This is a genomic window from Nostoc sp. TCL26-01 (genome assembly GCF_013393945.1).
Classification (GTDB): Bacteria; Cyanobacteriota; Cyanobacteriia; order Cyanobacteriales; family Nostocaceae; genus Trichormus.
In genome coordinates this window covers 2,463,574-2,490,550 of sequence record NZ_CP040297.1, presented here as the reverse complement: position 1 = coordinate 2,490,550, position 26,977 = coordinate 2,463,574, and the positions used below count along the sequence as shown (strand labels likewise).

Below are 26,977 nucleotides of genomic sequence, written 5' to 3'. Positions count from 1 at the left end.
CTATAGCTAAACTGGCAGTGTCATCGTGAACTGGGTTCCCTGACCAAAAATTGATGAGCAATTAATTTCTCCATTGTGTTTATCAACAATAATTTGGTGGCTAATAGCTAATCCTAGCCCAGTTCCCTTACCTACAGGCTTAGTTGTAAAAGATTGCTCAAAAATTCTTGATTGCACTTCAGGAAGCATCCCCAAAGCATTATCTTCAATGCAAATTGTCACCGTTTTTTGCTGACGTTCAATGGATGTAGTAATGGTGATCGCATAAATATAATCAGCAGCTAACTCATGTTTTGCTCGGTTTTTATGCAGCTCATCAAAAGCATCAATAGCATTAGCAATAATATTCATAAATACTTGATTTAATTGTCCAGGATAGCAATTAATTGGGGGTAATTCCCCATATTTTGTTACTACTTTGATGCCTGGGTGATCGCTTTGATCTTTGAGTCGATGTTTTAACAGCATCAAAGTGCTATTAATCCCTTCGTGAATTTGAAACTCCACCTTAGATGAAATATCAGCACGAGCAAAGGTTCTTAAAGAAAGGCTGATTTCCTTAAGACGACTAATTCCCTGGTACATTGAACCGAGAAGTTTTGGCAGATCCTCTTTGAGATACTCCAAGTCAATTTCTTCCATCAGTTCTTCAATTTCTGGATCTGAGTCTGGTAACTTTTGCTGTTGCAAACTCACTAAAAGCAGCAGATCCTTGACATATTGCTCAATATGAGAACAATTGACATTAATAAAACCTATAGGGTTATTAATTTCATGACCTATACCAGCAACAAGTTGTCCCAGAATAGACATTTTTTCACTTTGGATTAGCTGTAGTTGAGTTTGTTTTAATTGTTCGAGAGATTGAGTTAATTCTGCGGTGCGTTCTTGTACTCTTTCTTCTAAAGTTTGGGTCAGGTGGGAAATTTTCAGATGTAATTTTAATCGAGCAATAACTTCTTCTTGTTGGAAAGGTTTGGTAATATAGTCAACTGCACCAATTTCTAGCCCTTTTACCTTATCTGTAGCATCAGCTAAAGCAGTCATAAAAATGATGGGAATATTTTGAGTAACGGCATTAGCTTTCAGCAGGCGGCAAGTTTCAAATCCATCAATACCTGGCATCATCACATCTAGGAGAATCAAATCGGGACGGGCATATTCTGTTTGCTCGATCGCTGCTTCTCCATCTGTGGCCATCAGCGCTTTCCAACCACATACTTGAATCGCTTCTGATAACACTTTCAAATTATTAGGATTGTCATCTACCAAAAGAATCCGAATTGGCTTGACAACAGACTCAACTATCATAAATATGACTCCGTTACGATAAATGATTTGATAAACTTACGAATTTTTGCAGTTTGGAAATTGGCAGTGAGTTTGTTTAACTCAGTAGCGAAGGAAATTAATTGACTGTCTTGCTGAACTAACTGTTGGCTCATTTCTTCAATTGCTGAAATATCACCCATCATTGCCAGATGATAAAGTTGTTGCAAAACATCTTGAGATGGCAAAATCAACTCACTATTATTAACTGGCTCATTTTTTACAGATGACTCCTCAAGCTCTGATGGAGCATAGATCCACTCAACCTGGAGTGGCGATCGCTCTCCTACCACATCAAAAGCAGAACGCAGTACATTTAACAGTTCATCAACTTTTATCGGTTTAGATAAGAATGCAGTTGCACCAGCCTCTAAACTGCGTTGGTGATTTTCGGCAAAGACGTTGGCACTAGAAACAATCATCGGAATATTTCGAGTTAGTGAATTTTTTTGTAATTGAATCATTAGCTCAAAACCATCCATTTTAGGCATAGCTAAATCCAAGACAATTGCATCCGGTTGATGTTCCTTTGCCATCTCTAGCCCATCTTGACCATCACCTGCTTCTAGTGTTTCACAGCCAATTTCTTGCAATATCCGAGTCAATATAGAACGGTGATTCTCATCATCATCAACAATGAGAATTTGCGGCACACTACCTTGAATACCGATAATTTTCTGATTGCTGAGGGTGTAGCCTGGTGTCTGCCAGTCATGGGCAACTGGTACTGGTAGTGTTAAATCTAGCCAAAATATACTTCCTTCACCCAGATGACTTTGTACTTGAATTTGGCTGTCCATCAACATAGCAATTCTTTGACTGATGGCTAATCCCAAACCAGTACCTTCAGATTTGCGCCCAACTTCACCGACTTGTTCAAAGGCTAAAAAGATTTTCTCTAGTTGGTCTGCTGACATCCCAATACCTGTATCTTCAATCTGGAAGCGAATCTTGGAGATGAGAGACTGAGGATTATTTTCAGTTTCCAGCACATCTACTTTAAAGGTGACACTACCGTTATCTGTGAATTTAATCGCATTGCCTAGTAAATTGATCAATACTTGCCGTAATCGCTTTTCATCCACTTGAATGACAACTGGTAGAGAATCGCCAATTAAGACGTTAAATCCGATGCCTTTTTGCTCGGCGCGAATACTGCAAATCTCAGTCACACCATGTAAGAAAGAGGCTAGATGGACATTAGTTGCCACCAAATCTAATTTCCGAGCTTCAATTTTAGAGAGATCCAGAATATCATTGATCAGCATCAACAGATGTGAACCACATTGGTAGATGACGTTGACACCTTGGCGGTTTTTCTCTGTCAAATGTGGCGATCGCTCTAGCACTTGGGCAAAACCCAAAATACCATTAAGCGGTGTACGTAGTTCATGGCTCATATTCGCTAGAAACTCACTCTTGGCTTGGTTTGCTGTATCAGCTGCTTGCTTGGCTTCTAGGAGTTCGTGAGTTCTTTCTTGGACTTTTAACTCTAAGGTTTTGGAATAATCTAGAAGTTGACTATTAGCAATTTCTAGTTGCCGATTTGCTTCTTCTAATTTCTCTTGTTTATAAGCATTGATCGTCGCAATGACACTAGCAATAAAGGCGGCTAAAGGGGGTGTCACTGGCATCACCACACCCTGTAAGAACATCCCATAGCCACCCGCCAAAAATGCCCCACTGATACCTACAGTTGCCCAGAGAATTTTCCCACCGGGAATCTGTCGTCCAGTCCGCGCACTAGCTAACCACCAACTACCACCCGCACCCACAAAAGACCAGAGAATAATCCACAAAGACGCAGCTATCCCAGACACGCCAGAGAGGTTGGCTTTACCTGTTTTTGCTCCTTGTACTAATTGATGCGCAATATTGGCATGAATCACCACACCTGCTGTCGGTTTTTGAGCAGAAATCAACGAAGAACTGAAGGGAGTGCTAAAAAAGTCATTTGTACTAGCAGCAGTTGAGCCAATAAAAACCATGCGATCGCGCATCAAGTCTGCGGGAATTTTACCTGCCAACACATCCCGCATCGTCACTGTGCGAAAGGCAGTTTCTGAACCATGCCAATTGAGGAGAATTTGATAGCCACCGACATCCGCATCACCATAACCTGCCGTTTGATTTTGTAATGGCAAGTAAATTTGCTTACCTAAACGAAATTTCTGCCGCTTTTCGTCTATAGATTCTAAAGTAATTTTTTCTGCTTCTAGGTACTTGAGTGCTACCAAAGTTGCCAGTCCTGCCTTAATTTTTCCTGCTGACTTAGTATCTTCAGCTGTCAGTAAGGCGCGACGCACATGGCGATCGCCATCCAACACCAAATCTGCCAAGCCTACTTGATCAAGTTTTTGCAGTTCTGGTGGGGGATTGACACGCTCCCCAGTAATTTTTTCCACACCAATCAAATTAGGAGTACTGCGGAAGATTTGCAGCAGTTGTTCATATCCACTACCTTCTGGTAAATCTCGATAGAGATCCAAACCAATGGCGCGGGGTTGTTGCGATCGGATTTGGGCGAGTAATTTTGCTAATGACCAATCTGGAACTGGCCATTTACCAACTGATTGGATATCGCGTTCATCAATTGTGACAATGACGATTTCCTCAGCTATGGTATTTTGCGAACATCTAAAAAGGGTGCGTCCTTCACAAGCACGCAGTCGCACCCATTGATCCCGAAGTTTCCACTCAGGCAAATTAAAAAGTCCTAATGATTGCCCAACCATAATTGTTAGAGCAACACTAGGGGTAATAATCAAAACACTGCGAGAGCGTTGGATGAAAGCTTGGAACTTGCCCCACATAATTCTGGTACAGGCTGAAGTAATATTGGTTAGCATTGATCAGCTATTAGTGGGATTGGGTCATGGAGATTAGGGATTGGGTATTAGTCAACTCTTTCCTATTTCCCATTCCCTAGTCCCCAGTCCCTAATTAGCAGATGCCACTAAGGGAACTGTAGCAATATCCTTTAAGCTAACTGAGGAAAGAAGCTCCTCCCATTGCTTGATGATAGTTGCATTGTTGGGTTGAGCAGTATACAACGCTGCTAGAGTTGCTACACAGTCATACCAAACTCCCTTTTGACCGAAAGCAGTTGCTTGATTGAAAGCATCTTCCTGCTGCATCACTTTTGCCAATTCAGCATCAGGCTGGATACGCTGAATCCAACCATCAACGTAAGGCGTACTGGGATTGAGTGTTCCATCCACTTTTAATGCTAGGAACCAGTGGTAGTTTTTCCCTACAGCTAAAGCAGGTGCATCGGCAGGATATTTGATTGCTATCACCCCAGTTTTTCCCTTAACAGGAATCGTCATTTGATGCTGGGTGTTGCCAGTTTCATCCTTGAGGCTGAAGACAGCTTCTTCGGCGTTAGAAGCTGGGAGATTTACCAGAATTGTTGGATGTGCCAACACCGTTGTGCCAAAGAAACTTTCGGGTAGTAGGGCAACTAATGCTGCTGATCCTCCTGCGGCTACAGTTGTCGGATTCAAATAGTATGTACCCAGGCGAGAAGCTCCGCCAGTAGTAGCTTGTCTGGGTGTGCTATTCCCTTGCTTGGGAGTAAAGAGATTGCCTCTAGACGCTCCGCCAGTAGCTTGTCTGGGTGTGCTATTCCCTTGCTTGGGAGTAAAGAGATTGCCTCTAGACGCTCCGCCAGTAGCTTGTCTGGGTGTGCTATTCCCTTGCTTGGGAGTAAAGAGATTGCCTCTGGAAGCTCCACCAGTGGCTTGTCTAGGTGTGCTATTCCCTTGCTTGGGAGTAAAGAGATTGCCTCTGGAAGCTCCACCAGTGGCTTGTCTAGGTGTGCTATTCCCTTGCTTGGGAGTAAAGAAAATGCCTCTAGAAGCCCCGCCAGTAGCTTGACTGGGAGCGCTATTGTCCTGCGGTGGAGTAAATGTTACAGCATAGGCACTAACCCATGTACTACTAGCAATCAGAGCGATGATGCTCAATGTGCTAGTTAAATATCGGCGTTTCATGATCTTTCACCTCATCTTATTAACTGGTGACATTGAATACTTGAAAAACATTGTGCTAAAAACTCATTAGTCATGTCCAAAATATGAACCTAAATAGGGAACATACTATTAGCTTTTATAGCTCAATCTCAGCAAAGATTCCATAAAGAGACTAGCTTTTTATGCAGAAATAGCAAGTATTATTACGTAGTTAAAGCCAGTTTCCTACCAAAACAAAAGCAGACCAAAAGAACGGCTCATGGAAATCAGTTTGACGAATCAGGTTAATTTGTGCTTGTCGTAGTGCTTCAGCTTTAGTAATTTTGGGCTGCCTTAGTTGGTCATAAAAGCGAGTCATGAGCAGTTGTGCTGCTTTATCCTTGACAGGCCAGAGAGTAGCGATCGTGGAACGAGCGCCGGATTTGACAGCTAAACCAGCCAATCCGAGAACAGCGCGATCGTCTCCAGTTGCCGTGTCACAAGCACTCAGTACCAATAATTCGATCGCTTTTGATGCACCTCCACCACGGTTTTTTAAAAGTTCGGATAACTCTTTGACATTAATTTGTCCATCCCACGTAAGTAAGAAGGTATCTTCGAGACGAGAGCTAAACTGTCCGTGGGTGGCGAGGTGAACAATATCAGCATTACCGAATTTGACGCGATCGCCCAGAGCTTGAGAGGTAAATTTTTGGTTGAGTAAGGTTGCCGAAGGTAGGGTTTGGGAAATTTGCTGCACTTCCGATTCCACGGCAGGTAAAGCACTAAAGCCATTACGAGATTGACTGATACCGCCAACGATCGCCTGCATTTTATTTTGCTGGAGTGATGAAGCAGCCATCAGTTGTAATCCTGGTGAGAGTGCCACAGCATATTTCTCAATCAGATATTGCTGACCATCAGATAAAGCGGCGATGGGAATGTTACGTAACTTACCATCTAAAACAAACACCAAGGTCTGAGTATTTTTAAAAGCTTGTTGCTGTTCCCCTGGACGAATCAGCCAATCATAAATCTGTTGGGAAAATCGTTCTCGATCTTGAACATTGGAGACAGGATTCAGCGCGATTAAAAAATTATCCAGGGTTTGCTCAATTTCCGCTTGCGATTTCTGCGTCACATAGTAACGTAGAGGTTGTCCAGCTTGAGAGAGAATCACTCCCAAGCGATCGCTGAGGATGATGGGGTAAATAACTGTTGCAGAAGAGTCAAATTTGTCAATTTGCTGAGTTTTATCTAAACAAGCTTCCCGGAAAAAGTTATCTAATTCGGCAATTTGCAGTGACTCAATCAATTCTCGTGCTTGCACCAATGCCGTTTGGGTTGGTTGCTCATCTAGAAGTAAACCCACCAGTTCCCGATAAACAGGCTCCACACTTTCGCGGAACGAAAATTGCACATCAGGGTTGACGGCTGCCATATCCCCCCGCAACGCTTTTAATGACTTCACCGCTTCCTGATAAGCTGTAATTGCGGCTTGGCGATCGCCTTGTTGTTTATACAACTTTCCTAAGAGCCATGCTGATTGAGCAATAATATGATCAGCTTGCAGTTGACGGGCAACATCGAGGGATTTTTGAGCTAATTCCTGTGCCGCAGACCACTGCTTTTGCCGACTGTAGAGTTGTCCCCATTGATACAGTGCATAAGCCTCGGCAGTGGCATCTTGAATCTCTTGTGCAGACTTAACTGTCATTGCCATCAGTTGTGCCAAGTCTTTAACTGGTAAAATTTGCTGAGGATTTGCCAATCGATTTACAGTGGCAACAAAATTGATCGTGGCATAAAGAGAACCATGACTGGGTGGCAGTACTGCTAACTGTTGTTGTAATTCAGGTGCTAGGGGAATCGCATATTCTAGCTTGTCATAATCCACCAATAACTTGAACCGAGCTAACCGGGCTTGGAGAACTTCATTGGGGTTCGTAGCTGCCGCTTGTGCATCTTCAAAGTAATTTAATGCTGCTTCCGGGTCTTGAAAGTCAGATGCCACCTTGCCTAGACTCCCCAGAATCGAGCTTAACTGAGTCTTTTCGCCAATTTTATTGGCTGTAGCTAAAGTTTGTGCTAAAACTTCCTGGCTGCGGGAATCACCGAGAGAATGTAAAGCTAAACCCAGCGATCGCAACCCACTGACTTTGATGGGTGAATCTGGCATGGCTGAGAGCTTTTGCATAATCATTTCTAGCTGTTGTTTGGCGCGGCGGTAGAATCCCAAACTTTGTAAGGCTTGCGCCTGGTTAATTTGACTACCCAAACTGCCTATTTTATCGCCTGCTTGCTCATAGTATTTTTGCGCTTGTTGCCAAATTTCCAGGGCAGTTTCCCCTTGTCCCATATTTAGTTGTAAATTCGCCTGAGTATTCAGTATTTGCGCCCAAACAATCGCATCCGCCGAGGGTTTAGCTGTTTGCAAAATCTTGACACTTTGCTCAATAGAGTTTTTCGCTGCTGGCCATTGATTGAGTTGTTGTTGTGCTAGAGAAAGATAACTCCAACCAAGAGCTTCATTTAAGCGATCGCCCTGATGATGATATTCTTGTACCGCCCGTTGCCAAACAATAGCTGCTTCCGGAAACCGTCCCAATTGGTAAAGATTCCGTCCCTGTTCTAGCCCATTGGCAGGTTGAGAAACAGAAAGAACTGGGGTGTTTGTAACTGGTGATGATGCTTTTATCGGTGCAATATGCAATACTAAACACAAACTAAAAATACTCAGACCGATATATAACCAACGAGTTTGTTTAATTCGGAAAATCATAAATAATTGTTTATTTCCAGATGAGATTAGTCACAAAACAGATTTTGCGGAAATGACTATATGTATGATTCCCAACTAAGAACTAGGATTATCAGTTGATGATAGCGATCGTTGATCAGGCAATACGGTTCAGTTAAGGGTAAAAACTACAACTGGTGTAGAGACTGTAAAGCAATTACTAAATCTTGTCAAAGTGCATCTGTCGAGAGATGTATGTATTATCGCTTCAATACAATCTACTCTGCGTAGAAACCGCAAAATTGCTCAAGCTTTGTTGGGTTTGGCTGTCGCTGGTAGAACTAGGATTAATAGCTACTGTTGATGTGAGTTAAAATCCTGATATCCTCTATCATTACTCACGCAGAACGCACCCAAAAAGCGATCGCTATGCTTCAGTATCCCAATCTCGAACAAGCGCTAAAATATCACTTCGGTTATGATAACTTTCGTCCCGGACAACGGCAAGTTATTGAAGATGCGCTGCAAAATCGGGATTTGATGGTGGTGATGCCGACTGGTGGAGGCAAGTCGTTGTGCTTTCAGTTACCTGCTTTGATCAAATCAGGGTTAACTGTGGTAGTATCACCGTTGATTGCTTTGATGCAAGACCAAGTAGAAGCGCTACGCAATAATAATATCTCAGCAACGTTCCTCAATAGTAGTTTGAATGCCTATCAGGTGCGATCGCGGGAAGAAGCCATCCTTCATGGTAAGGTAAGATTACTCTACGTTGCCCCTGAACGTCTCCTCAGTGAAAGATTTCTGCCGTTTCTGGATTTGGTACACGAAAAAATTGGTATATCTATTTTTGCCATAGACGAAGCGCACTGTGTCTCGGAATGGGGACATGATTTTCGTCCAGAATATCGGCAGTTAAAATCTCTGCGTAAGCGTTATCCCCAAGTTCCCACTCTGGCTTTGACTGCGACGGCTACAGATCGTGTCCGGGCTGATATCATTCAACAGTTAGGATTAAAACAACCAAGTATCCACCTTGCTAGTTTTAATCGCCAAAACCTCTATTACGAAGTTCGTCCGAAAACTAAATATGCTTACGCTGAGTTATTAGAATTAGTTCGAGAAACTGAAGGTGCAACAATTATCTATTGTTTAACTCGCAAAAAAGTTGAGGAACTAACTTTTAAACTGCAAAATGATAAGATTTCTGTCCTACCTTATCATGCCGGTTTACCTGACGATGAACGTAGCAAAAATCAAACCCGATTTATTCGGGATGATGTGCGGGTGATGGTGGCAACAATTGCCTTTGGTATGGGGATTAATAAACCAGATGTGCGCTTGGTAGTTCATTTTGATATTCCTCGAAATTTGGAAAGTTACTATCAAGAATCGGGTAGAGCTGGTAGAGATGGCGAACCATCACGCTGTACAATCTTTTTCAGCTTTGGTGATATTAAAACAATTGAATGGAGTATTGACCAAAAAACTGATCCCCAAGAACAGTTGATCGCTCGGCAACAGCTACGACAGATGATAGACTATGCCGAGGGAACAGATTGCCGGCGGACAATTCAACTGGGTTATTTTGGGGAACGTTTTGCTGGTAATTGTGATAACTGTGATAATTGTCGTCATCCCAAACCTGTACAAGATTGGACAATTGAAGCCATGAAGTTTTTATCTTGTGTGGCGCGTTGTCGAGAAAGATTTGGGATGCTACATATTATTGATGTGTTGCGGGGGGCAAAAAAAGATAAAATTGCCCAATACGAACACGATAAACTTTCTACCTACGGCATTGGTAAAGATAGAACTGTCGATGAATGGCGAATGTTAGGGCGATCGCTTTTACATCAAGGTTTACTTGAACAAACTACTGATGGCTACTCAGTTTTAAAACTAAATGCTTTAAGTTGGGAAGTGATGAAGCGACAACGGCAAGTATTTTTAGCTGTTTCTGCCGTACAAAAAGTTAGTGTTACCCAGGAAAATCCCAAAACTGAAGAAGCAGAATTATTATTGCATAAATTGCGATCGCTCCGCAAACAACTCGCTGATGAACAATCTGTACCACCTTACGTCATTTTCCACGACTCCACTTTGAAATTAATGGTACAAGTCCAACCCCAAACCTTACCTGAGTTTGCCAAACTTTCTGGTGTGGGGAGTCATAAACTCGCCCAATACGGTGAAAAATTCCTCGCAGAAATTCGCGCTTACCGTCAAGAAAAGAATATGGAAGTTAAGCCGATGAATTACACACCTTCATCTAGCTTAGTTTCCGACACCGAATTACACACATTAAGCTTACATCAACAAGGTTTGAGTATTGCCGAAATTGCCCGTAAACGCAAACTCAGCCCAGCCACAGTTTCTACTCATCTCGGTAAATTAATTGCCAAAAATCAGCCTGTAGATTTAAATTTATTAGTCCCAATCGAACATCAACAAAAAATTTGGCAAGTTCTAGAAGTACTGGGAGATATTGCCTTAACACCAATTAAAGAACAGTTAGGAGAAAGCTACACCTTTGATGAAATTCGCCTAGTTCGAGAAAAATGGCGACGACAAAATCGCAAGTAATTAGCAAAGCGATGCTTGCGGGCGATCGCTTTGTATAATCAATCTATAGGAATCATATTTGATTTCTGTTGGCGTAGCCTGTGCTTACACAAAAAACTCAGTACACCTCTATTACTTCTTTTTCTGTTACCTGTTACCTGTTACCTGTTACCTGTTACCTGTTACCTGTTACCTACCTACGCAAGAAATTTCAATAATCAAGTCGGGTTCCTATAGTAACTCTAATTTTTTCCATTAGGGCGTTGAATAATCGTTTCCACCACCCGGCGCTTGGCTTTGGGATCTATGCCGACTAAACGCACATATTCACCGTTATAGTCAGCTAGGCAAGATTCTAGAGTGGATATGGCATCTGACTCAGCATCAATAAACAGAGTACCGCAACTTTGCCAAGAACCAGTGCGGAAGCGACGTTCATCTACGTGTTCAAAGGTAATTTTATGACCTTGAGATAAGATTTGCCGGATTTGTTCTTGGGTTTCTAAACTCAGATGAGTATTTGTCTGTTGATGATTAATTGTCGGTTGACTAACTGGTGCTGACATCGGTGACGTAGCTTGATAACCTCTACCTCTATTCAGACGATTATATTCATCGACTAAATGAGAATTTTCCACTCGTTTTTGTTCAGCCACCATGAATTTACCGGACTCAATTAAATGAGATAAACTAAAATCTGGCTTTTTAAATTCTGGTGGCCCTTCGACGCTATTTACCACACGTAAAGAGATGCGTTCCACACCAATCTGATGGATAAAATCACGGATTTGTTCATCGTAAATCCGAGAACGTAAAGCGCTAAAAAAGTCAATCGATTGCTGGGGGAAGGTATCAACTAACTGTTCAACTTCTGGCTTTGATAATCCATCTGGGGCAAAAATACCACCGACAATCCCCACCTTATCATCTCGGTCAGGTTCCCAGTAGAATTTTTCCATCCGGCCATCCCGAATCAATGGTGCGTAGAGGGTGGAAAAATCGTTACCTGTAACAATGATGGGTACACGCCGGATGGGGTTGGAGTCGTAACTTCCAGGTAACTGCACATCTGTGGGATTATCGGCAATATTCATGAGTGTGGCATTGACCAACTGTGTATTTACCGTATATTGCGTCCCTTCGTCAAAGCGTCCCGCACCTGCATCTAAATCATTAATCATCAGCACGCACATTTTGCCACGGACTTTGATCAGTTCTGCGGTTTCTCGATAGCGTAACCGAATCAACCGTGCTGGATCTCCTGCGTCTGGACTTTCTAATTCACCACCAGAGATGAGTGTGACTTCAATACCCATTTTTTCAAAGGCTAATTCACATTGGAAGGTTTTACCCTCACCCTTGCGTCCGTGAATCCCCAAAATTAGCGGTACTCTGATACCAGGAAGATTGAGAAAGTTTTTGGTGATGTGAACAGCCAGTTTATCCAAAAAGCGAGGAGCAATATAGTAACTCATGAATCTGTATGTGAATAGCTAGCACTAATGTTAAGTTTTTCTGGGGACAGCGATCGCTTTTTTGGGGCGTTTAATTAAACTCACTTCAGCTTGCTGGCTAACGCCTGAACAAAATTTGTATGTTCTGGACTACTCAAGCCTTGTTGTAGTACAGATAAAACCTGTCTCATTTCGCCTACACGAAATGCTGACACATCCAACCACAAACCGGGAAAAACTTGACTTTTAATCACTCCATCCCCATTGGGTAATAATGACACATATTCCCCATTTTCTAAGCTGAACCAATCGAGTTTATTTTCTAAACTCTGCCAAACAATATATTCTTTCACACCGTTGCGACGATAGACTTTTTTCTTATCATATAAATCATTAGCTGCACTACTAGCTGCAACTTCCGCCACTAATTCTGGCGCACCTTCAATATAATCATCTTCACTAATACGCGCTTGTCCACCCAAATTTTCGTCAATTAGTAACACAACATCCGGCTGAGGTTCGTTGTCTGAGTCGAGACGCACCGTCACATTATCACCTAACTCTATGCCAAGAGTGGCAATTTTATAAGTCCATAACCAACCGATGAGATTACCATGAGGTTGTCCATGACTTTGAAAACGTAAGGGTGATGCCACGTAGACGACTCCTTCTATCAGTTCTGCTTTCTTAATGTGGGGCATGGCTGTGTATCGACGCTCAAATTCGTGGCGAGTCAGTCTATCCCCACTTTCTAAGTATGGTATATTTTGGTTTGAGCTACGCTTTATTGATACCGTCATGAGCAGATTGCTGGCAGGAATATCTTTGTGTCTAGTATAGCTAAAGTGATGGTAGATTTATTAGCAGCGATCGCTATCTACCAAAAACACTTAGAGGGTGTTAGAAAAGTTTCAGTAGGTATAAAAATGTCATTCTTCCTTACGCTCCGCGTCAGGAAGAATCTAGGTTTTGTGGCACATACCGAGATGTTTCATTCCGCTACGCTGCATTCAACATGACAAAGAAACAGACTTTTCCAACGTCCTCTTAGATAATTAACTTAACCAATTTAGCCAAGCGTCCCAGTTCTCAACAATTCGTGCAAATTCTGTATAACCTGCGGCTTTGGGGTGAACACCATCGTTATTTCTGGCTTCATTCATCCAAATCTCTGATTTTTCTAATAAGGAAAAAATATCTAAATAAGGTATATCGAATTCTTGACAGACTAAAGCAAACTCTTGAGATAAATTAGTAATCCTTTGTTTTATCTGTTGGTAAGTTTCCATAAATTAGACAAATTTCACGGCATATGCGGCTACATTAATATATTCATCAAGAGACAGATATGTAGTAGGGTACTGTAGTGATACATCAGAAAATGAAGTGTCTTCGCTTCTGAACTCGTAACCGCACAACCCTATTTTTGTTGGCTGAAAACAACCTAATAGCATGATATATAGATGCCACCTCAAGCTTGCAGTATCTTGGTTGCCTTTGAGTATATCTGTATTACTCAACAGTTTGGATGCTCAACCAGTGAAAGCTCAAGCTCTTGACCAGACAAAATTACCACATAATAGCTTCATCTTGTCACAACAACTGCCACCACCACAAGATGCCGAGCCACCTGTGCCTACGCCTTTACCACCACCACAAGATGTTCAGCCGCCTGCACCTGTGCCTTTACCTGCACCACAAACGCCCCAGCAACTACCACCGCCAGCAGAACTCCTCCAACCTCCAGCACAGGAAGTGAACCCACAGCAACCATTACCGGAGAATATTCCTCAGACTATTACTGTCGAAAAGTTTGAAGTTCTTGGTAGTACGGTATTTAGCCAGGAAGAATTAGCCAAAGTTACTGCCGAGTTCACTAACAGACCAATTACTTTAGCTGAACTATTTCAGGCGCGTTCTAAAATTACTGAATTATATGTCAACAAGGGTTATATTACTTCTGGCGCTTATATTCCGCCACAAACCATTCAGTCTGGTGTTATTAAAATTCAGGTAGTTGAAGGTAGATTAGAAGATATTCAGATTGCGGGAACTCAGCGACTTAACCCTAAGTATATCCGCAGCCGTTTAGCGATCGCCACCACACCACCCCTAAACCGAGAAGATTTACTCCAAGCACTACAACTGCTGCAACTCAATCCCTTAATTAAAAACTTGTCAGCTGAACTCTCAGCAGGTTCCCGTCCAGGGACAAGTGTACTGCAAGTACAAATTAAAGAAGCAAAAACCTTTGATCTTCAAGTAGGATTGGATAATGGGCGATCGCCTAGTGTGGGTAGTTTTCGACGACGGATACAATTAAGCGAAGCTAATTTACTAGGTTTAGGAGATGGTATAAGTGTCGCTTATAGTAATACCGATGGTAGCAACACCCTTGATACTAGCTACACTTTGCCCCTGAATCCCAGAAACGGCACACTCAACTTTAACTTTGGGATTTCCGAAAGTAACGTGATTGAAGAACCTTTTGACACTCTCAATATTAGTTCTTCCTCTCGCTATTATGAACTGACATTTCGCCAGCCATTAGTGCAAACTCCCACACAAGAATTTGCCCTTGGTGTGACAGCTTCTCGCAGAGAAAGTAAAATATCTTCCAACCTATTCAATGAAGAAAGTGGTGTTTCTCCCAATGAACTTTCTCCTGGCGCAGATAGCGAAGGCGGCACACGCATCTCTGCATTGCGATTTTTTCAAGAATGGACTACTCGCAATAGCCGAGAAGTGATAGCTTTGCGATCGCAATTTAATCTGGGTGTCGGCGCATTTAATGCCACCGTCAACGCCGAAGCACCCGATAGTCGCTTTTTCTCATGGCAAGGACAAGCACAATGGGCGCGTCTTCTAGCACCAGAAACCTTACTAATAGTCAGAGCAAACACCCAAATTGCCTCCAAAAGACTGTTACCCTTAGAACAGTTTGGTCTAGGTGGTCTAGATAGTGTGCGTGGCTATCGCCAAGATTTACTCTTGACAGATAACGGTGCTTATGCTTCAGCCGAAGTACAAATCCCCATTCTCCGAGTACCTCAATTCAATGGCTTGTTACAAGCTACGCCTTTTGTGGATTTTGGCATTGCCTGGAATAATTCAGGAGACAATCCAGATCCTAACGCCCTAGCTGCCGTTGGTCTTGGTTTACGATGGACACAAGGCGATCGCTTTAGCGCTCGTCTCGACTGGGGTATTCCTCTAGTGTCCGTTGACTCAGAAGCAAGAACTTGGCAAGAAAACGGATTATATTTTTCTATACTTTATAATCCTTTTTAATCATCAATGGGGCATAGGGTATAAACATAACCCCTAACTCAGTAGGTTGCTCATAGCCCCGCTTTCGCTAACATCAATCACCATATTGACAAACTATCCAGATGGAACTGAAATATTTAGTATTGATGATTTTTGTATAAATTTTAATAAAATAAAACATAATTTAAATATTTACACTGATACATTTTGTCATTATATAGCTATACAAAAGTCTATAGTTAATATTTAGTTTTATCTAATCACGGTTAAAAAAGGCTCATGAGGATACTGTGGATACTAATGTATAATCCTAACCTAGTAAACATATTCTAGATATCAGACACAAAAATTTGAGAAAAAGTAATGCCAGGTAATGAGTGGGAAAAAATCCGCCACATTTTAGTTGTCCAAGATACTCAAGGACAACGAACCATCCCATTGCAAGAGGCAACTTACTCTATTGGGCGGCATCAAGGAAATACAATAGCTCTTAAGTCTCGCTCAGTGTCGAGACAACACGCAATTTTATTGCGGGTGACTGTTCCCGGAACAGAGCAATATGGCTTTAGGATTATTGATGGCAACTTCAAAGGACAAGGTAGCACTAATGGCTTAATTGTCAATGGGGATAGATGTGTGGCTCATAATCTGAAGCATGGAGATGTGATCCACTTTGGTAGTCATGAAGTCCAAGCCACATACTACGCTATCTCCAACATTTCCGAACAAGCTTTTTTGGCTTCGGCGGCAGTTGAAGACTTATCATATTTTTTATCTGAGCAATCTATTCCTCCTAGTCAGTTTCAAACTCTAGTTGTTGATCCCGAATTTGCCGGAGCTAGCGAAACGGCTCTCGCTCGTTTAGCTTCTTTTCCGGAATTAATTCCTAACCCTATTATTGAAACAGATTTAACAGGACAAGTTACATATCTCAATCCAGCCGCAGCTGTCAAATTTCCCGATTTAAGACAACTGGGTAAACAACATCCCATCCTCCAAGAAATTTTTAATATACCTGAAAACCAGAAAGCTAATCCTTTTGTGCGAGAAGTTCAAGTTGGTGGAGCGATTTTTGAACAATCAATCCATTACTTAGCAGAAAGTGATTTAATTAGAACTTATATTACCAGGGATATTACTGAGCAAAAACAAGCTGAATTGGAACTCTATCAACGCGATCGCCTATTACAAGCAGTAGCAGAAGCAGCTAATTACTTGCTCGTAGAAATGAGTTATGAAACTGGCATTGAAAAAGCTCTAGGTGTGATTAGTGAAGCAGCCCAAGCAGATCGTGCTTATTTATTCAAAAACCATCTCCATCCCACAACAGGAGAATCTGTAGTCAGTTTGCAATTTGAATGGCAACGTCCCCATCTCCAACCCTCTCATCCCCACTGGCAGAGTCAATCTTACCAGTCTGCGGCTTTATCTCGTTGGTACAATATTCTCTCTAGTGGACGAGTCATTAATGGACTTACAAAAGAATTTCCCATCGCTGAAAGTGAACTTCTCTCACGAGATGGTGTCAAATCCCTCCTATTAGTACCATTGCGATTAGAAGATCAGTTTTGGGGTTACCTGGGTTTAGCCGATTGTACACAAGAGCGTCACTGGTCGAGACATGAAGAATCTACACTCTTGACAATGGCAGCGAGTATCACTGGCGCTTGGCAGCGTCAGCAAGTAGAAGAAAAAATTCGCTACCAAGCCCTACACGATTTGCTCACAGGATTACCCAATCGCTTACTATTTGATGAGCTACTAGCCAAAGCCTTAGCCAACGCCACCCGTGGCGAAGAGAGTTTAGCTGTGATGTTTCTCGATCTTGATCGCTTTAAAATCATTAATGATACTTTAGGGCATACCTTAGGAGATAGATTATTACAAAACGTTGCCCAAAGATTACAAGAATCCATCAGAAGTGGTGATACAGTTGCGCGTTGGGGTGGAGATGAATTTACTATCCTTTTACCCCGGATTAATTATCTCAAAGAAGTAACTCAAGTAGCCTCAAGAATATTATCTGCGCTCAAAGATGTTTTCTGTTTGGAAGGACATGAACTTTATATTAGCGCCTCTCTAGGTATTGCCTTACTGGATGAACATAGTCCCGATGCCGAAACTTTAATTAAACACGCAGATGCAGCTTTGTATCATGCCAAAGATGAAGGTAGAAACAACTATCAGTTTTACACCACTACTCTGAGTGCTAAAACTCCAGAAATCTTGAATTTAGAAAAAAATCTCCGCTACGCCATAGAAAGGCAAGAATTAACCGTATACTATCAACCTCGTGTCAATATTGCCACGGGACAAATCACTGGCATGGAAGCCCTGTTACGTTGGCAGCACCCGGAAATGGGGATAGTTGCACCCAGCATTTTTATTCCTATTGCTGAGGAAACTGGTTTAATTATTCCCATCGGGGAGTGGGTGTTACGGACAGCTTGTATGCAGAATCGACGTTGGCAAGATGAAGGATTGCCGCCTTTGACAATAGCTGTCAATCTTTCTCCTAAACAGTTCCGCCAACCTAATCTGCTGAATATTGTCTCCGAAATTCTCACTGAGACTGGGTTAGCGCCAGAGTTCCTGGAGTTAGAAATCACAGAATCAACAGCTATTGAGGATATCGAGTTTACCAAAAGCGTACTGGTAAATTTGCAGGAGATGGGCGTTTATATCGCCATTGATGACTTTGGTACTGGTCATTCGTCCCTCTCTCGCCTACAATTGCTACCACTCCACAATCTCAAAATCGACGGCTCTTTCATTAAAGCTTTGACTACAGATATCAGAGTAGCTCATATAGTTAAGGCGATCGTCACTTTAGGCAGGAGTTTAGGCTTGAGGTTAACCGCCGAAGGGGTAGAGAAGCCAGAGGAACTGGAATTTTTAAAATCTATTAACTGTGAAGAAGTGCAAGGTTTCTTGTTTCACAAACCCCTGTCAGTGGAGAAAGCAACTGAGATTCTCCAAGGTGAGCAAAAAAAGATTGGTCAATAGTCAATGGTCAATGGTCAATGGTCAATGGTCAGAGACTTTTAAACTTGTTCCCTGTCCCCTGTCACCTATCACCTATCACCTATCCCCTGTCACCTATCACCTATCCCCTCTCCCCTGCTATAAAGTTAATAGGTTTAACCTTCATCTGTGGCAAACTTTATCTACGGGTGGCGATGTAATTAGGAGAATCCCAGTCAAATGAAGCTCGATCAACCCTCTCCAGAAGGTGCAAATTCCGAAGAATGTGCTGCCAGAGTTATGGAAACTGTACCATTAGTGATGCGGTTTATTCGAGCTGAGATGCGCGCTCACAAGGCTGCTTTTTTGTCAATACCACAATTGCGATCGCTGGCATTTATCAACCGTAATCCTGGAGCTTCATTATCTGATTTAGCAGAACATTTGGGTGTCACCTCTGCCACAGCATCAGCCACAATTGAACGTCTAGTACAGCGCGAGTTAGTACAACGGATTCACCATCCCCAAGAACGTCGGCGGATTGTTCTTAATCTCACTCCAGAGGGCAAGTCTCTTTTGCAACAATCATCAGATCAAACTCGTGCTTGTATTGCTGATTTACTAGAAGGTTTAAGCGATGAGGAAATCTCTCACGTTGAACAGGGATTGACTCTACTGAAAAATGTCTTTGAGCAAACGGAATTTAACAACAAGAATTCGGGAGTCAGGAGCCAGAATTCAGCATTGAATTCTGTGCAACCTATGAATGAATAACTGGGTTTAAGTCTAGGCTGTTGACTTTGATAGAATTTAGGGGTTTTTAGTTCATGCTATTTTTGCTCCTGGTTTGTTATTGCGACATCACAAAGCAATGCCAGAGATTTTGCGATTGCTTCCTTACGTCGCAATGACGGATGTATTCTTCTTTAAGCTTTGGTATACTTATCAATCACCTGGGCAAAATCTGGTACGGCTTCCTCTACGTGTTGCTTGGCTGAACCACGAAATTTTTCATAGGTTCCTCTGACAATCTGGCGCTTTGAGTCTTTGATTCTAGCATCGGTAATACTCAGCAGTGCGTCAGCTGTGCGATCGCGGCTTTGTGCTAGATAATCTACTGGGTTGCCTTTCTCTAAACCCTCATTCCATATCGGTTCAACTGCTTCTAAGCACTGTGGTAGGAGCTGCTCGACGACACTAGAAATATATCCTGGCTTGATTCCCTTGAGAGCAGCGAAGGCAGTTTTCAATGCTATACCACTTATGCCTGATTTGGCGGAGAGTTGCACTTCTATCATATTGCAACAATCATCGACAACCATTGCCTTTTTCGTTGGATTCAAGAGTCCGTCGCTAAGTCCCATTCACTCCTCCTCAATATTGAAGTACTTGATTTTCATTCAGTTATTTATTCTGATCAGCAGGAAATTACAGACAAATACTACCAGATTGATGGAAAATTAGCTGGTTAGTCATTTTCATACTTGTCATGAAAAGTATAACAGCCGAAAGCGATCGCCTCCAGGTAATAGGTAAGAGTCAATGGTCAATAGTCAATAGTCAATAGTCATTGGTCATTAGCAATTCTTATTCTCTCACTCCCTCACTCAGCACTCAGCACTCACCACTCATAAAATGACTATATTTCTAGATTCAGCGATTATCACAGAAGCGAAAACTGCTCAGGAATTTGGTTGGGTTAAAGGTATTACCACCAATCCGACTTTGTTAGCCAAGACTGATTTACCTGTCCCAAATACCCTTAAACAACTGGCACAATTAACTACAGGCCCAGTTTTTTATCAGTTGATGGCAGCTGATTTATCGGGGATGATTGCCGAAGGACGAGCCGCATGGGCAATTCTGGGAGAGCAAACTGTGCTGAAAATTCCCGCATCATCAGTTGGTTTTCAAGCAGTGGCTATTTTAGCACCAGAAATTCAGTGTGCTGTCACTGCCATATATAGCGCTTCCCAAGCAGTCGTATCTCAGGAAGCAGGCGCAAAATATGCGATCGCCTACGTTAACCGAGCTACTAAACTGTTAGGTGATGGTGTGGCTTTAATTCGTGATATGGCAAGTGTACTGGCAGGAAGTTTTACAGAAGTGATGGCTGCTAGTATCAAATCGCCTCAAGAAGCTGTCGCCTCTGTTCAAGCTGGCGCTCATCATCTCACACTACCTTTAGCGATGTTGCAGTCTCTCACTACTCATGAGTTATCAGCCCAAACTATTGATGAGTTTGCTAAAAATGGGCGGGGGATTGATTATTAGTCAATAGTCCAGCGTCAAATGATTGTCATTGTTGACAAAGGGTTGTGCTGTAAAATAGGGAACAGTTTACGGGTGAAGGCTTTAGAAAGCTGACATAATTAAAACTACCAAGGGTGGCAGTAAGAGTGTTGCTGCCACAAATACAGCTACCAAAGCAGAGACAAGTACTGCACCAGCTGCACAGTCCTTAGCGATTTTTGCCAGTTCGTGATAAGTCTGCTTCACTGTTAAGTCTACAAGAGACTCGATCGCCGTATTCAATAACTCTAGTGCCAAGACCAAACCACTAGTAATGCCGATGACTGCGACTTCTATGGCTTGCAGATGTAAAAAAGTAGCCAAAGCGATCGCCAGAGCGCATACACTTACATGGATACGAAAATTACGTTGAGTTTGAAAACTATAGGTAATTCCAGCCCAGGCATATTTAAAGCTAACAAATAGATTAGTGGCAACTTGCCAGGAAAGTTCCCGTTCTTTCATTACTAGTTTTGGTAAGCTATTTGGCGTTGATGGCGGTGAGATTTGTTGGGACATAGGCTTAAAAATCAAACATGGAAGGTGGGTTAACGAGAAATCTTCGCTGATTTTAATCTGTCAAGCTCTGTTCAGCAATTTTCTCTAGGAGTATTATAAAAGTATGACTAAAATATTGATAATTACAGTGGTAAAATTAATTAATAGTTAATGTCTATATTCATACCTATACTTTCTAGTAGTATTACTTGTTTTTGTAACATCTCTATGAGACTTGCTTCATCGGGATGATCCCAGCCCAAAAGATGTAACAAACCGTGAGATGTTAACCAAGCTAACTCGGTTGATAAACTATGCTTTTGTTGGATTGCTTGGCGTTGTGCCGTATTGATAGAGACCACAATATCACCTAGATACAAAGGTTCAGCAGACATTTCCGGATTTTGCGGTAAATCTGCCTCTAAAGCCGCAAAAGCGAGAACATCTGTAGGTTTATCCTGCTGACGATATTGGGCATTTAGTGATTGAATATCTGTGTCATCAGTCAACCGCAAGCCGATTTCGTAGCTTGGTGCTGGCGGTAACTCAGACTGAAGAATTTCTAACCAACAATTAAACCAATTATCCCACATCGCAGAAGTAACTGCTGCATCCTGTAAATTTAGAGATGCGTCTGGGGATAACTCAGAAAAAAAATCCTGTACATCTAGTTCAACTTGTACCAAATACTCATTCTCCTCAACACATCAAGTTTTTGCTGACGATTAGCGAGTTAAGTAAGCAAGTCCAACTAAGACAGCTAGAAGCCCCACGATAGTTAAAGCAAAATGTTTCACAGAAGTACCACCCTTACGCACCATGTTTCGCATGGCAAGTTTGACGTAGCTGGGTTGGGGTTCTGTTGTGTGAGAATTGCTCATAATATTTGCACACCAATTCTTTCATCTACAAATGTAACAGGTGATGGTGGGGAGTGGGGAGAGGGGGGGATGGGGAGAGGGGGAGTGGGGGAGTGGGGGAGAAAGAACCTATATAAGTATTTTCTCCTTGTCCCCTTGTTCCCTTCCTTGTCCCATTTTGAATTTTGAATTTTGAATTGATTTGTCTCCTTGTCCCCTTCCTTCCTTCATTATCCTTCTACAACTTGATTTTCCTGACGGAGATAGGCTTGGATGAACATATCAAGTTCGCCATTCATTACGTCAGCGATCGCTGTTGTTTCGGCATTGGTACGCAAATCCTTTACCATCTGGTAAGGATGGAACACATAGTTACGGATTTGGTTACCCCAGGAAGCTTCTACCATATCACCGCGAATTTGGGCGATTTCTTGGGCTTTTTGCTCCTGGGCGATGACTAACAACTTGGCTTTGAGACGAGCAAGGGCTTTTTCTTTGTTTTGCAGTTGCGATCGCTCTTCTGTACAGCGTACAGCAATACCTGTGGGTAAGTGAACCACTCGCACGGCTGTTTCTACTTTGTTGACGTTTTGTCCACCCTTACCGCCAGAACGAGTTGTGGTGATTTCTAAATCCTTGTCGGGGATGTCCAACTGGACTGAGTTATCCAACTGTGGCATCACTTCCACCCCAGCAAAACTAGTTTGCCTCTTGCCATTGGCATTAAAAGGAGAAATCCGCACTAAGCGATGTGTGCCTGTTTCTGAGCGCAAATACCCATAGGCATAGCGTCCAGTAATTTCTAAGGTGGCTGATTTAATCCCTGCTTCGTCACCCTCTGATTCTTCGGCTAAAGCTACTTTGTAGCCTTGGTCTTCCGCCCAACGAGTGTACATTCTCAGCAGCATAAATGCCCAATCTTGGGCATCTGTACCACCAGCACCAGCGTTAATTGTCAGTACAGCCCCTTCTGCGTCGTAAGGGCCAGCCAGCAATTGTTGCAATTCCCACTGATCTAGGTCACGATTGAGTTTGGTAATCGTTGTTTCCGCTTCTTGCAATAGTGCTTCGTCGGTTTCCAACTCTAACAGCTCAACCACTGCTTTAGTATCTTCCAAATTGGTTTGCCAACGCTGATACTGTTCTAAATGGGCTTTGAGGTCGTTGAGTTCTTGCAACGTTTTTTGGGCTTGGTTTTGATCATCCCAAAATTCTGGCTGTGCTGCTATTTGTTCTAAGTCTTGAATTTTAGCTGTGATTGCAGGTACGTCAAAGATAGTCCTGGGTTTTACCCAGGCGGCTAGACAACGTTTCGATTTCGCGTTTAATTTCTAAAACTTCCATAGAGCTTGCTCAAAATACAGCGCTTTGGATGATATTGTATTCGTCTTTATGATTTTAGCGGTAATTGGTCATTACGTGGGTGTAATTAAGCGTGAGTTCGACAGAACTAAAAATTAGAGGCTAGAGGCTAGAAATTAGAGACTAAACCGTACCTCATCTGACGAGGAAATACCCTATAAGTATTGCTCAACACAAAATATGGTTGAGAAAATGTCTGAGCAGTTTTTTCTCATTGGGTTCTTGATAATTTGTCGGCAACAAAACTTTGATCGCATCTTGTAATTTCTCTAATGCTATATCGACTTCTTGCCGATTTGGTCTGGTAGTTTGGGCAAAATTTAATGGTTCTCCAAAGCGAATTGTTAATTCTTTTCGCAAATAAAGGTCATGAGTGCCAATTAAAGCTACTGGTAGTATGGGTATGCCAGCTCGCATGGCATAAATGACAGTACCCCGCTTGAGAGGGAGATGTAACTGACCTTCTTGGCTTCCCAAGCGTCCTTCAGGAAAGAGCATGATGCCATCACCTTGAGCTAAAATTCCTAAAACAATGCGATCTATTTGTCGCAGTGTTTGCACATCTCCGCCGGTGGGGACAATTTTTTCAATGGTTTGTGCCAAGTCTAGCAAGTCTTGATTGCCCGCTTTGGCAGCTTGGATGACGGCAATTTCTTCTTTCCAAATTCTTGCTAGGGGAATGACACCCCCAGCAAATCCCAAAATTAGCCGCTTCCACCATTTGTTATAGAGGGTGCGTGCATCACCGACAACGTAGTAGAAGGGATGAGTAGGTATTTCCGCTAGTAATATTAATGGGTCGATATGATGGAGATGATTTACTGCCAGAATTGCTGGTGTGGGTGGGATTTTTTCGGGATTTTCGACTTTTAAGTTAAAGATAGCATGGATGAGCGATCGCAATACTATCCGCCTAATTTCACCACTGACTCTCGGTTCTGGATGCTCTTGCGTTCTAGCTTCCAGTTGAGTTAGGGTTTTGGCAATTATCTCACGTACAGTGCGATCGCTGGCCGCCGCTACACCTTCTTTAACTCGCTTAATTGTCGCTGCTGTTAAAGGTGGTAAGGTTTCATTTTTATCGCTAGCTTTCACTTCCTTGATATCTTCCTGAAGAGATTTGTCAGAAAAATTGGGGATAGTAATCTGAGAAGAACCTGGATTTTTTACAATATTACGTTGTTATGCTCACGCTCTGCGAGAACAAGTTGAAAAAATTAACTCAGGACATACGCAAGTGTCGGTATGATGCGTTAAGACTGTGAACAGTCCCAAGTCTCAAAATTTTCATCTTTGAACAGCAGTGGCCTGATATGATTGACCAGAGCGTGCATGGAGTGTCTCATCAACAAGGAATTTTCCCCAGTCTTGGTGGTCTTGAGCTTTATTACCAAAGCTGGTGTCCACAAGGGAAAGCTAAGGCCATATTAGCTATTGTGCATGGTCTGGGAGGCCACAGCGATAAGTACGGTAATATAGTTAAGCATTTGACAAGTAAACAATATGCAGTCTATGCTCTAGACTTGCGAGGTCATGGGCGATCGCCTGGTCAACGTGGACATATCAGTGCTTGGACTGAGTTTCGCTCAGACTTGGCTGCTTTTGTTAAATTAATCCAAAATCAGCAATCGAGATGTCCGATTTTTCTCTTGGGTCATAGTTTAGGTGCAGTGGTTGTCTGTGACTATGTTTTGCAAAATCCCCAAGCCGCAGCAGATTTGCAGGGTGCGATCGCTCTAGCTCCGGCAATTGGTAAAGTCGGAGTATCAAAACTCAAGTTACTTGTCGGTAATTTACTCTCCCAAGTCTGGCCGCGTTTCACCCTCAGCACTGGTATTAACTTGAGTGCGGCTTCACGAGACGAGAAAATGTTAGCCATTTATACTCAAGATTCCCTACGTCATACCAAAGCCAGCGCCAGATTAGCTACAGAATATTTTGCCACAGTTGCCTGGATTCAAGCCCATGCGGCAGAATGGCAAATACCTCTATTAATCCTCCACGGCGGTGCTGATAGAGTAGCCTTACCGGAAGGTGGAGCAATTTTTTACCAAAATGTAGCTTGTACAGATAAGTTAAGAATCGAATATCCAGGAGCTTATCACGATTTACAAAACGATATCAATTATCAAGAAGTACTCACAGACTTAGAAAATTGGCTGGAAAATCATCTATAGTAATCCGATTTGATTTCTGAATCACTCGTAGAGGAAAGGGACTGGGGACTGGGAAGAAAGAATAAAGGTCTACTGAGTTTTGTATGCGTAAGCACAGGCTACGCCAACAGAAATCAAATATGATCCCTATAGTCACTTAAATGTAAGTTAGACATAACTTGTTCTCAGCACTCCTATACCAGCTTTTCTTTCGATGTAATCTGCTAAGTTAATAAAATCTTCTCGTGGATAGCACCTTCCACCAATTAGATCAAAAGCTAATCTACTGGCAGGATTTTCTGGATTTTCCAGAATATGAATCCCCCAGTAATAAAGTAAATCACTAGCTCTAATACAAACTTCTTGTGGGTCTATACAATGAAACTTATTATCTGTTTTACTAATTTCAGTATAAGCTGAAAAATATACTCTTTTTAAAAGCTCAAAACGTCTAATACCAGGGTCTTTAAAGTTATTAACCAGCACAAATAAATCAGCATTTTTATTAAATTTACGAATTCCTTTAACAGTTTCTTGAATAACTTTACCGTGTTTGTTAATTCCTAATGGATTTAAGGTTGTGGGTATAATGCAATAGTTCAATCTCTTGACTAATTCTTCTGGATTGCGCTCTAGTGCAGGTGAACAATCACAAATGACTATCTGACAATCACGAGCGCAATCTTCATGCCAATCATCTGCTCTAAACACTTGAACATTAGTTCCTACACCTCTAGCATTAGGAACAAAAACACCATCTCCAACTAACTTTTGTAGGTTTTCTTCTGGATCTAAATCTACAAGTGCTACATTAAATCCTTGCAATGCTAATGCACCTGCTAAATGAGCTGCTATAGTGGTTTTACCAACTCCACCTTTACAAGTGAAAACTCCAAAATAAACTTTTTTTGAAGTAACTGACTCATTATATTGTTTATTATCATGATCATGATAAATACCATCAAGTCCATCGATGCTTACCAGTTTGTTTTCTTCAGCAATTCCACAACGGATTTTAGTCTCTTTGTTCCAAGTCCTGATTAATGCTAGTGCTGGGCCTCCAAAACCTTTTGTAGTTATAAACCAACCAAAATTAAATTTCTTGCCTTCAGGAGAATCCAAAAAATCAGCAAATTTTAACAGCTGAGGTGCATTCACATTATTTTTTAGCCATTTAACTTGAACAGCTACAACAAGATTTTCTTTTTTAGCAACTAAATCATAGCCAGGTTGGTTAGGTTTTGCAGTTTCCACCGTCCAACCTGCTCTATGAATAAGCTTTGCTACGTGCTGTTCAAAGTGGGTAAAATCTTGGATGAATTGTGGCTCTAAGATTGATGACATAAAAGACTTTACGATTTCATTTTCCTGTAATCATTTAGTATAGTCTGCAACCAGTAATATTACAAATAGGGTTCTTACTGGAAGTAATATAAATTACTTTCTATTAATACTTGGATGATTTTCTACCATAATCTAGAATTTTTATCAAATTTCTCAAAGTTTTCTCAGTCATAACAAAGAAGAGGATTAT

20 protein-coding genes and 1 pseudogene are annotated in these 26,977 nt (G+C 42.0%); 7 read left to right on the top strand and 14 right to left on the bottom strand.

All coding sequences use genetic code 11. The features are described from left to right. Positions 1-6: 6 nt before the first annotated feature. The 4 genes from FD725_RS10740 to FD725_RS10725 all read right to left on the bottom strand — a co-directional run bounded on the left by FD725_RS10740 (position 7) and on the right by FD725_RS10725 (position 8,064). Complete coding sequence (locus tag FD725_RS10740) at positions 7-1,311, bottom strand: sensor histidine kinase (RefSeq protein WP_179048125.1); 1,305 nt, start codon at positions 1,309-1,311, stop codon at positions 7-9. After that, positions 1,308-4,142 (bottom strand): CHASE2 domain-containing protein, encoded by a 2,835-nt coding sequence (locus FD725_RS10735; protein ID WP_179051501.1) that lies wholly within the window; start codon positions 4,140-4,142, stop codon positions 1,308-1,310. Before FD725_RS10735 ends, FD725_RS10740 begins: the two co-directional genes overlap by 4 nt. A gap of 126 nt (positions 4,143-4,268) precedes the next feature. Then, on the bottom strand, positions 4,269-5,324 hold the full coding sequence (locus FD725_RS10730) for a DUF928 domain-containing protein (protein WP_179048124.1): 1,056 nt from the start codon (positions 5,322-5,324) through the stop codon (positions 4,269-4,271). 190 nt (positions 5,325-5,514) lie between these two features. Next, the gene (locus FD725_RS10725; RefSeq protein ID WP_179048123.1) at positions 5,515-8,064 is read right to left on the bottom strand and encodes a CHAT domain-containing protein; all 2,550 of its coding nucleotides are present in this window, start codon (positions 8,062-8,064) and stop codon (positions 5,515-5,517) included. Positions 8,065-8,451: 387 nt separating this feature from the next. Here FD725_RS10725 and recQ point away from each other — a divergent pair, with 387 nt between their 5' ends. After that, a complete protein-coding gene (gene recQ / locus FD725_RS10720) occupies positions 8,452-10,608 on the top strand; it encodes a DNA helicase RecQ (RefSeq protein WP_179048122.1) in 2,157 nt (718 codons plus the stop codon). 221 nt (positions 10,609-10,829) lie between these two features. On the opposite strand, the gene FD725_RS10715 is transcribed toward recQ, so the two are convergent. Together FD725_RS10715 and FD725_RS10710 are read right to left on the bottom strand one after the other, a co-directional pair. Continuing rightward, positions 10,830-12,062, bottom strand: a complete 1,233-nt coding sequence (locus tag FD725_RS10715; protein WP_179048121.1) for a ribulose bisphosphate carboxylase small subunit — start codon at positions 12,060-12,062, stop codon at positions 10,830-10,832. An 80-nt stretch (positions 12,063-12,142) separates the two neighbouring features. Next, positions 12,143-12,841: a Uma2 family endonuclease gene (locus FD725_RS10710; RefSeq protein WP_179048120.1), complete on the bottom strand. Its 699-nt coding sequence runs from the start codon at positions 12,839-12,841 to the stop codon at positions 12,143-12,145. Positions 12,842-12,868: 27 nt separating this feature from the next. Between FD725_RS10710 and FD725_RS10705 the strand changes: the two genes are divergently transcribed. Beyond that, positions 12,869-13,060 carry a hypothetical protein gene (locus FD725_RS10705; protein ID WP_179048119.1) on the top strand — a complete coding sequence of 64 codons (192 nt, stop codon included), beginning with the start codon at positions 12,869-12,871 and terminating at the stop codon, positions 13,058-13,060. Positions 13,061-13,096: 36 nt separating this feature from the next. Here FD725_RS10705 and FD725_RS10700 read toward each other — a convergent pair. After that, positions 13,097-13,306, bottom strand: a pseudogene (locus tag FD725_RS10700) (lipase); the annotation flags it as partial. Positions 13,307-13,493: 187 nt separating this feature from the next. Here FD725_RS10700 and FD725_RS10695 point away from each other — a divergent pair. From FD725_RS10695 to FD725_RS10685, 3 genes are all read left to right on the top strand, one after another. Continuing rightward, a complete protein-coding gene (locus FD725_RS10695; RefSeq protein ID WP_179048117.1) occupies positions 13,494-15,332 on the top strand; it encodes a ShlB/FhaC/HecB family hemolysin secretion/activation protein in 1,839 nt (612 codons plus the stop codon). Positions 15,333-15,674: 342 nt separating this feature from the next. Beyond that, entirely contained in the window at positions 15,675-18,317 is a 2,643-nt protein-coding gene (locus FD725_RS10690; protein WP_179048116.1) for an EAL domain-containing protein, read from the top strand. 198 nt (positions 18,318-18,515) lie between these two features. Next, positions 18,516-19,049: a MarR family winged helix-turn-helix transcriptional regulator gene (locus FD725_RS10685; RefSeq protein WP_179048115.1), complete on the top strand. Its 534-nt coding sequence runs from the start codon at positions 18,516-18,518 to the stop codon at positions 19,047-19,049. Between the two features lie 152 nt (positions 19,050-19,201). Here the strand turns inward: FD725_RS10685 and FD725_RS10680 are convergent, their stop codons facing one another. Then, positions 19,202-19,639: a hypothetical protein gene (locus tag FD725_RS10680; protein ID WP_179048114.1), complete on the bottom strand. Its 438-nt coding sequence runs from the start codon at positions 19,637-19,639 to the stop codon at positions 19,202-19,204. Between the two features lie 271 nt (positions 19,640-19,910). Here FD725_RS10680 and FD725_RS10675 point away from each other — a divergent pair, with 271 nt between their 5' ends. Further along, entirely contained in the window at positions 19,911-20,549 is a 639-nt protein-coding gene (locus FD725_RS10675; RefSeq protein WP_179048113.1) for a transaldolase family protein, read from the top strand. Positions 20,550-20,630: 81 nt separating this feature from the next. Here the strand turns inward: FD725_RS10675 and FD725_RS10670 are convergent, their stop codons facing one another. From FD725_RS10670 to FD725_RS10650, 5 genes are all read right to left on the bottom strand, one after another. After that, complete coding sequence (locus FD725_RS10670) at positions 20,631-21,086, bottom strand: diacylglycerol kinase family protein (protein WP_179048112.1); 456 nt, start codon at positions 21,084-21,086, stop codon at positions 20,631-20,633. 140 nt (positions 21,087-21,226) lie between these two features. After that, complete coding sequence (ybeY, locus tag FD725_RS10665) at positions 21,227-21,751, bottom strand: rRNA maturation RNase YbeY (RefSeq protein ID WP_179048111.1); 525 nt, start codon at positions 21,749-21,751, stop codon at positions 21,227-21,229. A gap of 39 nt (positions 21,752-21,790) precedes the next feature. Further along, a complete protein-coding gene (locus FD725_RS10660; protein ID WP_179048110.1) occupies positions 21,791-21,946 on the bottom strand; it encodes a DUF3285 domain-containing protein in 156 nt (51 codons plus the stop codon). A 209-nt stretch (positions 21,947-22,155) separates the two neighbouring features. Beyond that, a protein-coding gene (gene prfB / locus FD725_RS10655; protein ID WP_179048109.1) for a peptide chain release factor 2 occupies positions 22,156-23,269 on the bottom strand; the annotation gives its coding sequence in 2 pieces (ribosomal slippage) (positions 22,156-23,196 and positions 23,198-23,269; 1,113 coding nt in all). 186 nt (positions 23,270-23,455) lie between these two features. Then, a complete protein-coding gene (locus tag FD725_RS10650; protein ID WP_179048108.1) occupies positions 23,456-24,382 on the bottom strand; it encodes a 1-acyl-sn-glycerol-3-phosphate acyltransferase in 927 nt (308 codons plus the stop codon). Between the two features lie 218 nt (positions 24,383-24,600). Here FD725_RS10650 and FD725_RS10645 point away from each other — a divergent pair, with 218 nt between their 5' ends. Further along, entirely contained in the window at positions 24,601-25,464 is an 864-nt protein-coding gene (locus FD725_RS10645; RefSeq protein ID WP_179048107.1) for an alpha/beta hydrolase, read from the top strand. Between the two features lie 147 nt (positions 25,465-25,611). Here FD725_RS10645 and FD725_RS10640 read toward each other — a convergent pair whose 3' ends face one another. Beyond that, entirely contained in the window at positions 25,612-26,787 is a 1,176-nt protein-coding gene (locus FD725_RS10640) for a restriction endonuclease (RefSeq protein ID WP_179048106.1), read from the bottom strand. Positions 26,788-26,977: the final 190 nt, after the last annotated feature.

Bases quoted from the DNA above. Each gene is read 5' to 3' on its own strand.
- FD725_RS10740 (WP_179048125.1), bottom strand. From the start codon at position 1,311: ATGATAGTTGAGTCTGTTGTCAAGCCAATTCGGATTCTTTTGGTAGAT.
- FD725_RS10735 (WP_179051501.1), bottom strand. From the start codon at position 4,142: ATGTGGGGCAAGTTCCAAGCTTTCATCCAACGCTCTCGCAGTGTTTTG.
- FD725_RS10730 (WP_179048124.1), bottom strand. From the start codon at position 5,324: ATGAAACGCCGATATTTAACTAGCACATTGAGCATCATCGCTCTGATT.
- FD725_RS10725 (WP_179048123.1), bottom strand. From the start codon at position 8,064: ATGATTTTCCGAATTAAACAAACTCGTTGGTTATATATCGGTCTGAGT.
- recQ (WP_179048122.1), top strand. From the start codon at position 8,452: ATGCTTCAGTATCCCAATCTCGAACAAGCGCTAAAATATCACTTCGGT.
- FD725_RS10715 (WP_179048121.1), bottom strand. From the start codon at position 12,062: ATGAGTTACTATATTGCTCCTCGCTTTTTGGATAAACTGGCTGTTCAC.
- FD725_RS10710 (WP_179048120.1), bottom strand. From the start codon at position 12,841: ATGACGGTATCAATAAAGCGTAGCTCAAACCAAAATATACCATACTTA.
- FD725_RS10695 (WP_179048117.1), top strand. From the start codon at position 13,494: ATGATATATAGATGCCACCTCAAGCTTGCAGTATCTTGGTTGCCTTTG.
- FD725_RS10690 (WP_179048116.1), top strand. From the start codon at position 15,675: ATGCCAGGTAATGAGTGGGAAAAAATCCGCCACATTTTAGTTGTCCAA.
- FD725_RS10685 (WP_179048115.1), top strand. From the start codon at position 18,516: ATGAAGCTCGATCAACCCTCTCCAGAAGGTGCAAATTCCGAAGAATGT.
- FD725_RS10680 (WP_179048114.1), bottom strand. From the start codon at position 19,639: ATGGGACTTAGCGACGGACTCTTGAATCCAACGAAAAAGGCAATGGTT.
- FD725_RS10675 (WP_179048113.1), top strand. From the start codon at position 19,911: ATGACTATATTTCTAGATTCAGCGATTATCACAGAAGCGAAAACTGCT.
- FD725_RS10670 (WP_179048112.1), bottom strand. From the start codon at position 21,086: ATGTCCCAACAAATCTCACCGCCATCAACGCCAAATAGCTTACCAAAA.
- FD725_RS10660 (WP_179048110.1), bottom strand. From the start codon at position 21,946: ATGAGCAATTCTCACACAACAGAACCCCAACCCAGCTACGTCAAACTT.
- FD725_RS10645 (WP_179048107.1), top strand. From the start codon at position 24,601: ATGATTGACCAGAGCGTGCATGGAGTGTCTCATCAACAAGGAATTTTC.
- FD725_RS10640 (WP_179048106.1), bottom strand. From the start codon at position 26,787: ATGTCATCAATCTTAGAGCCACAATTCATCCAAGATTTTACCCACTTT.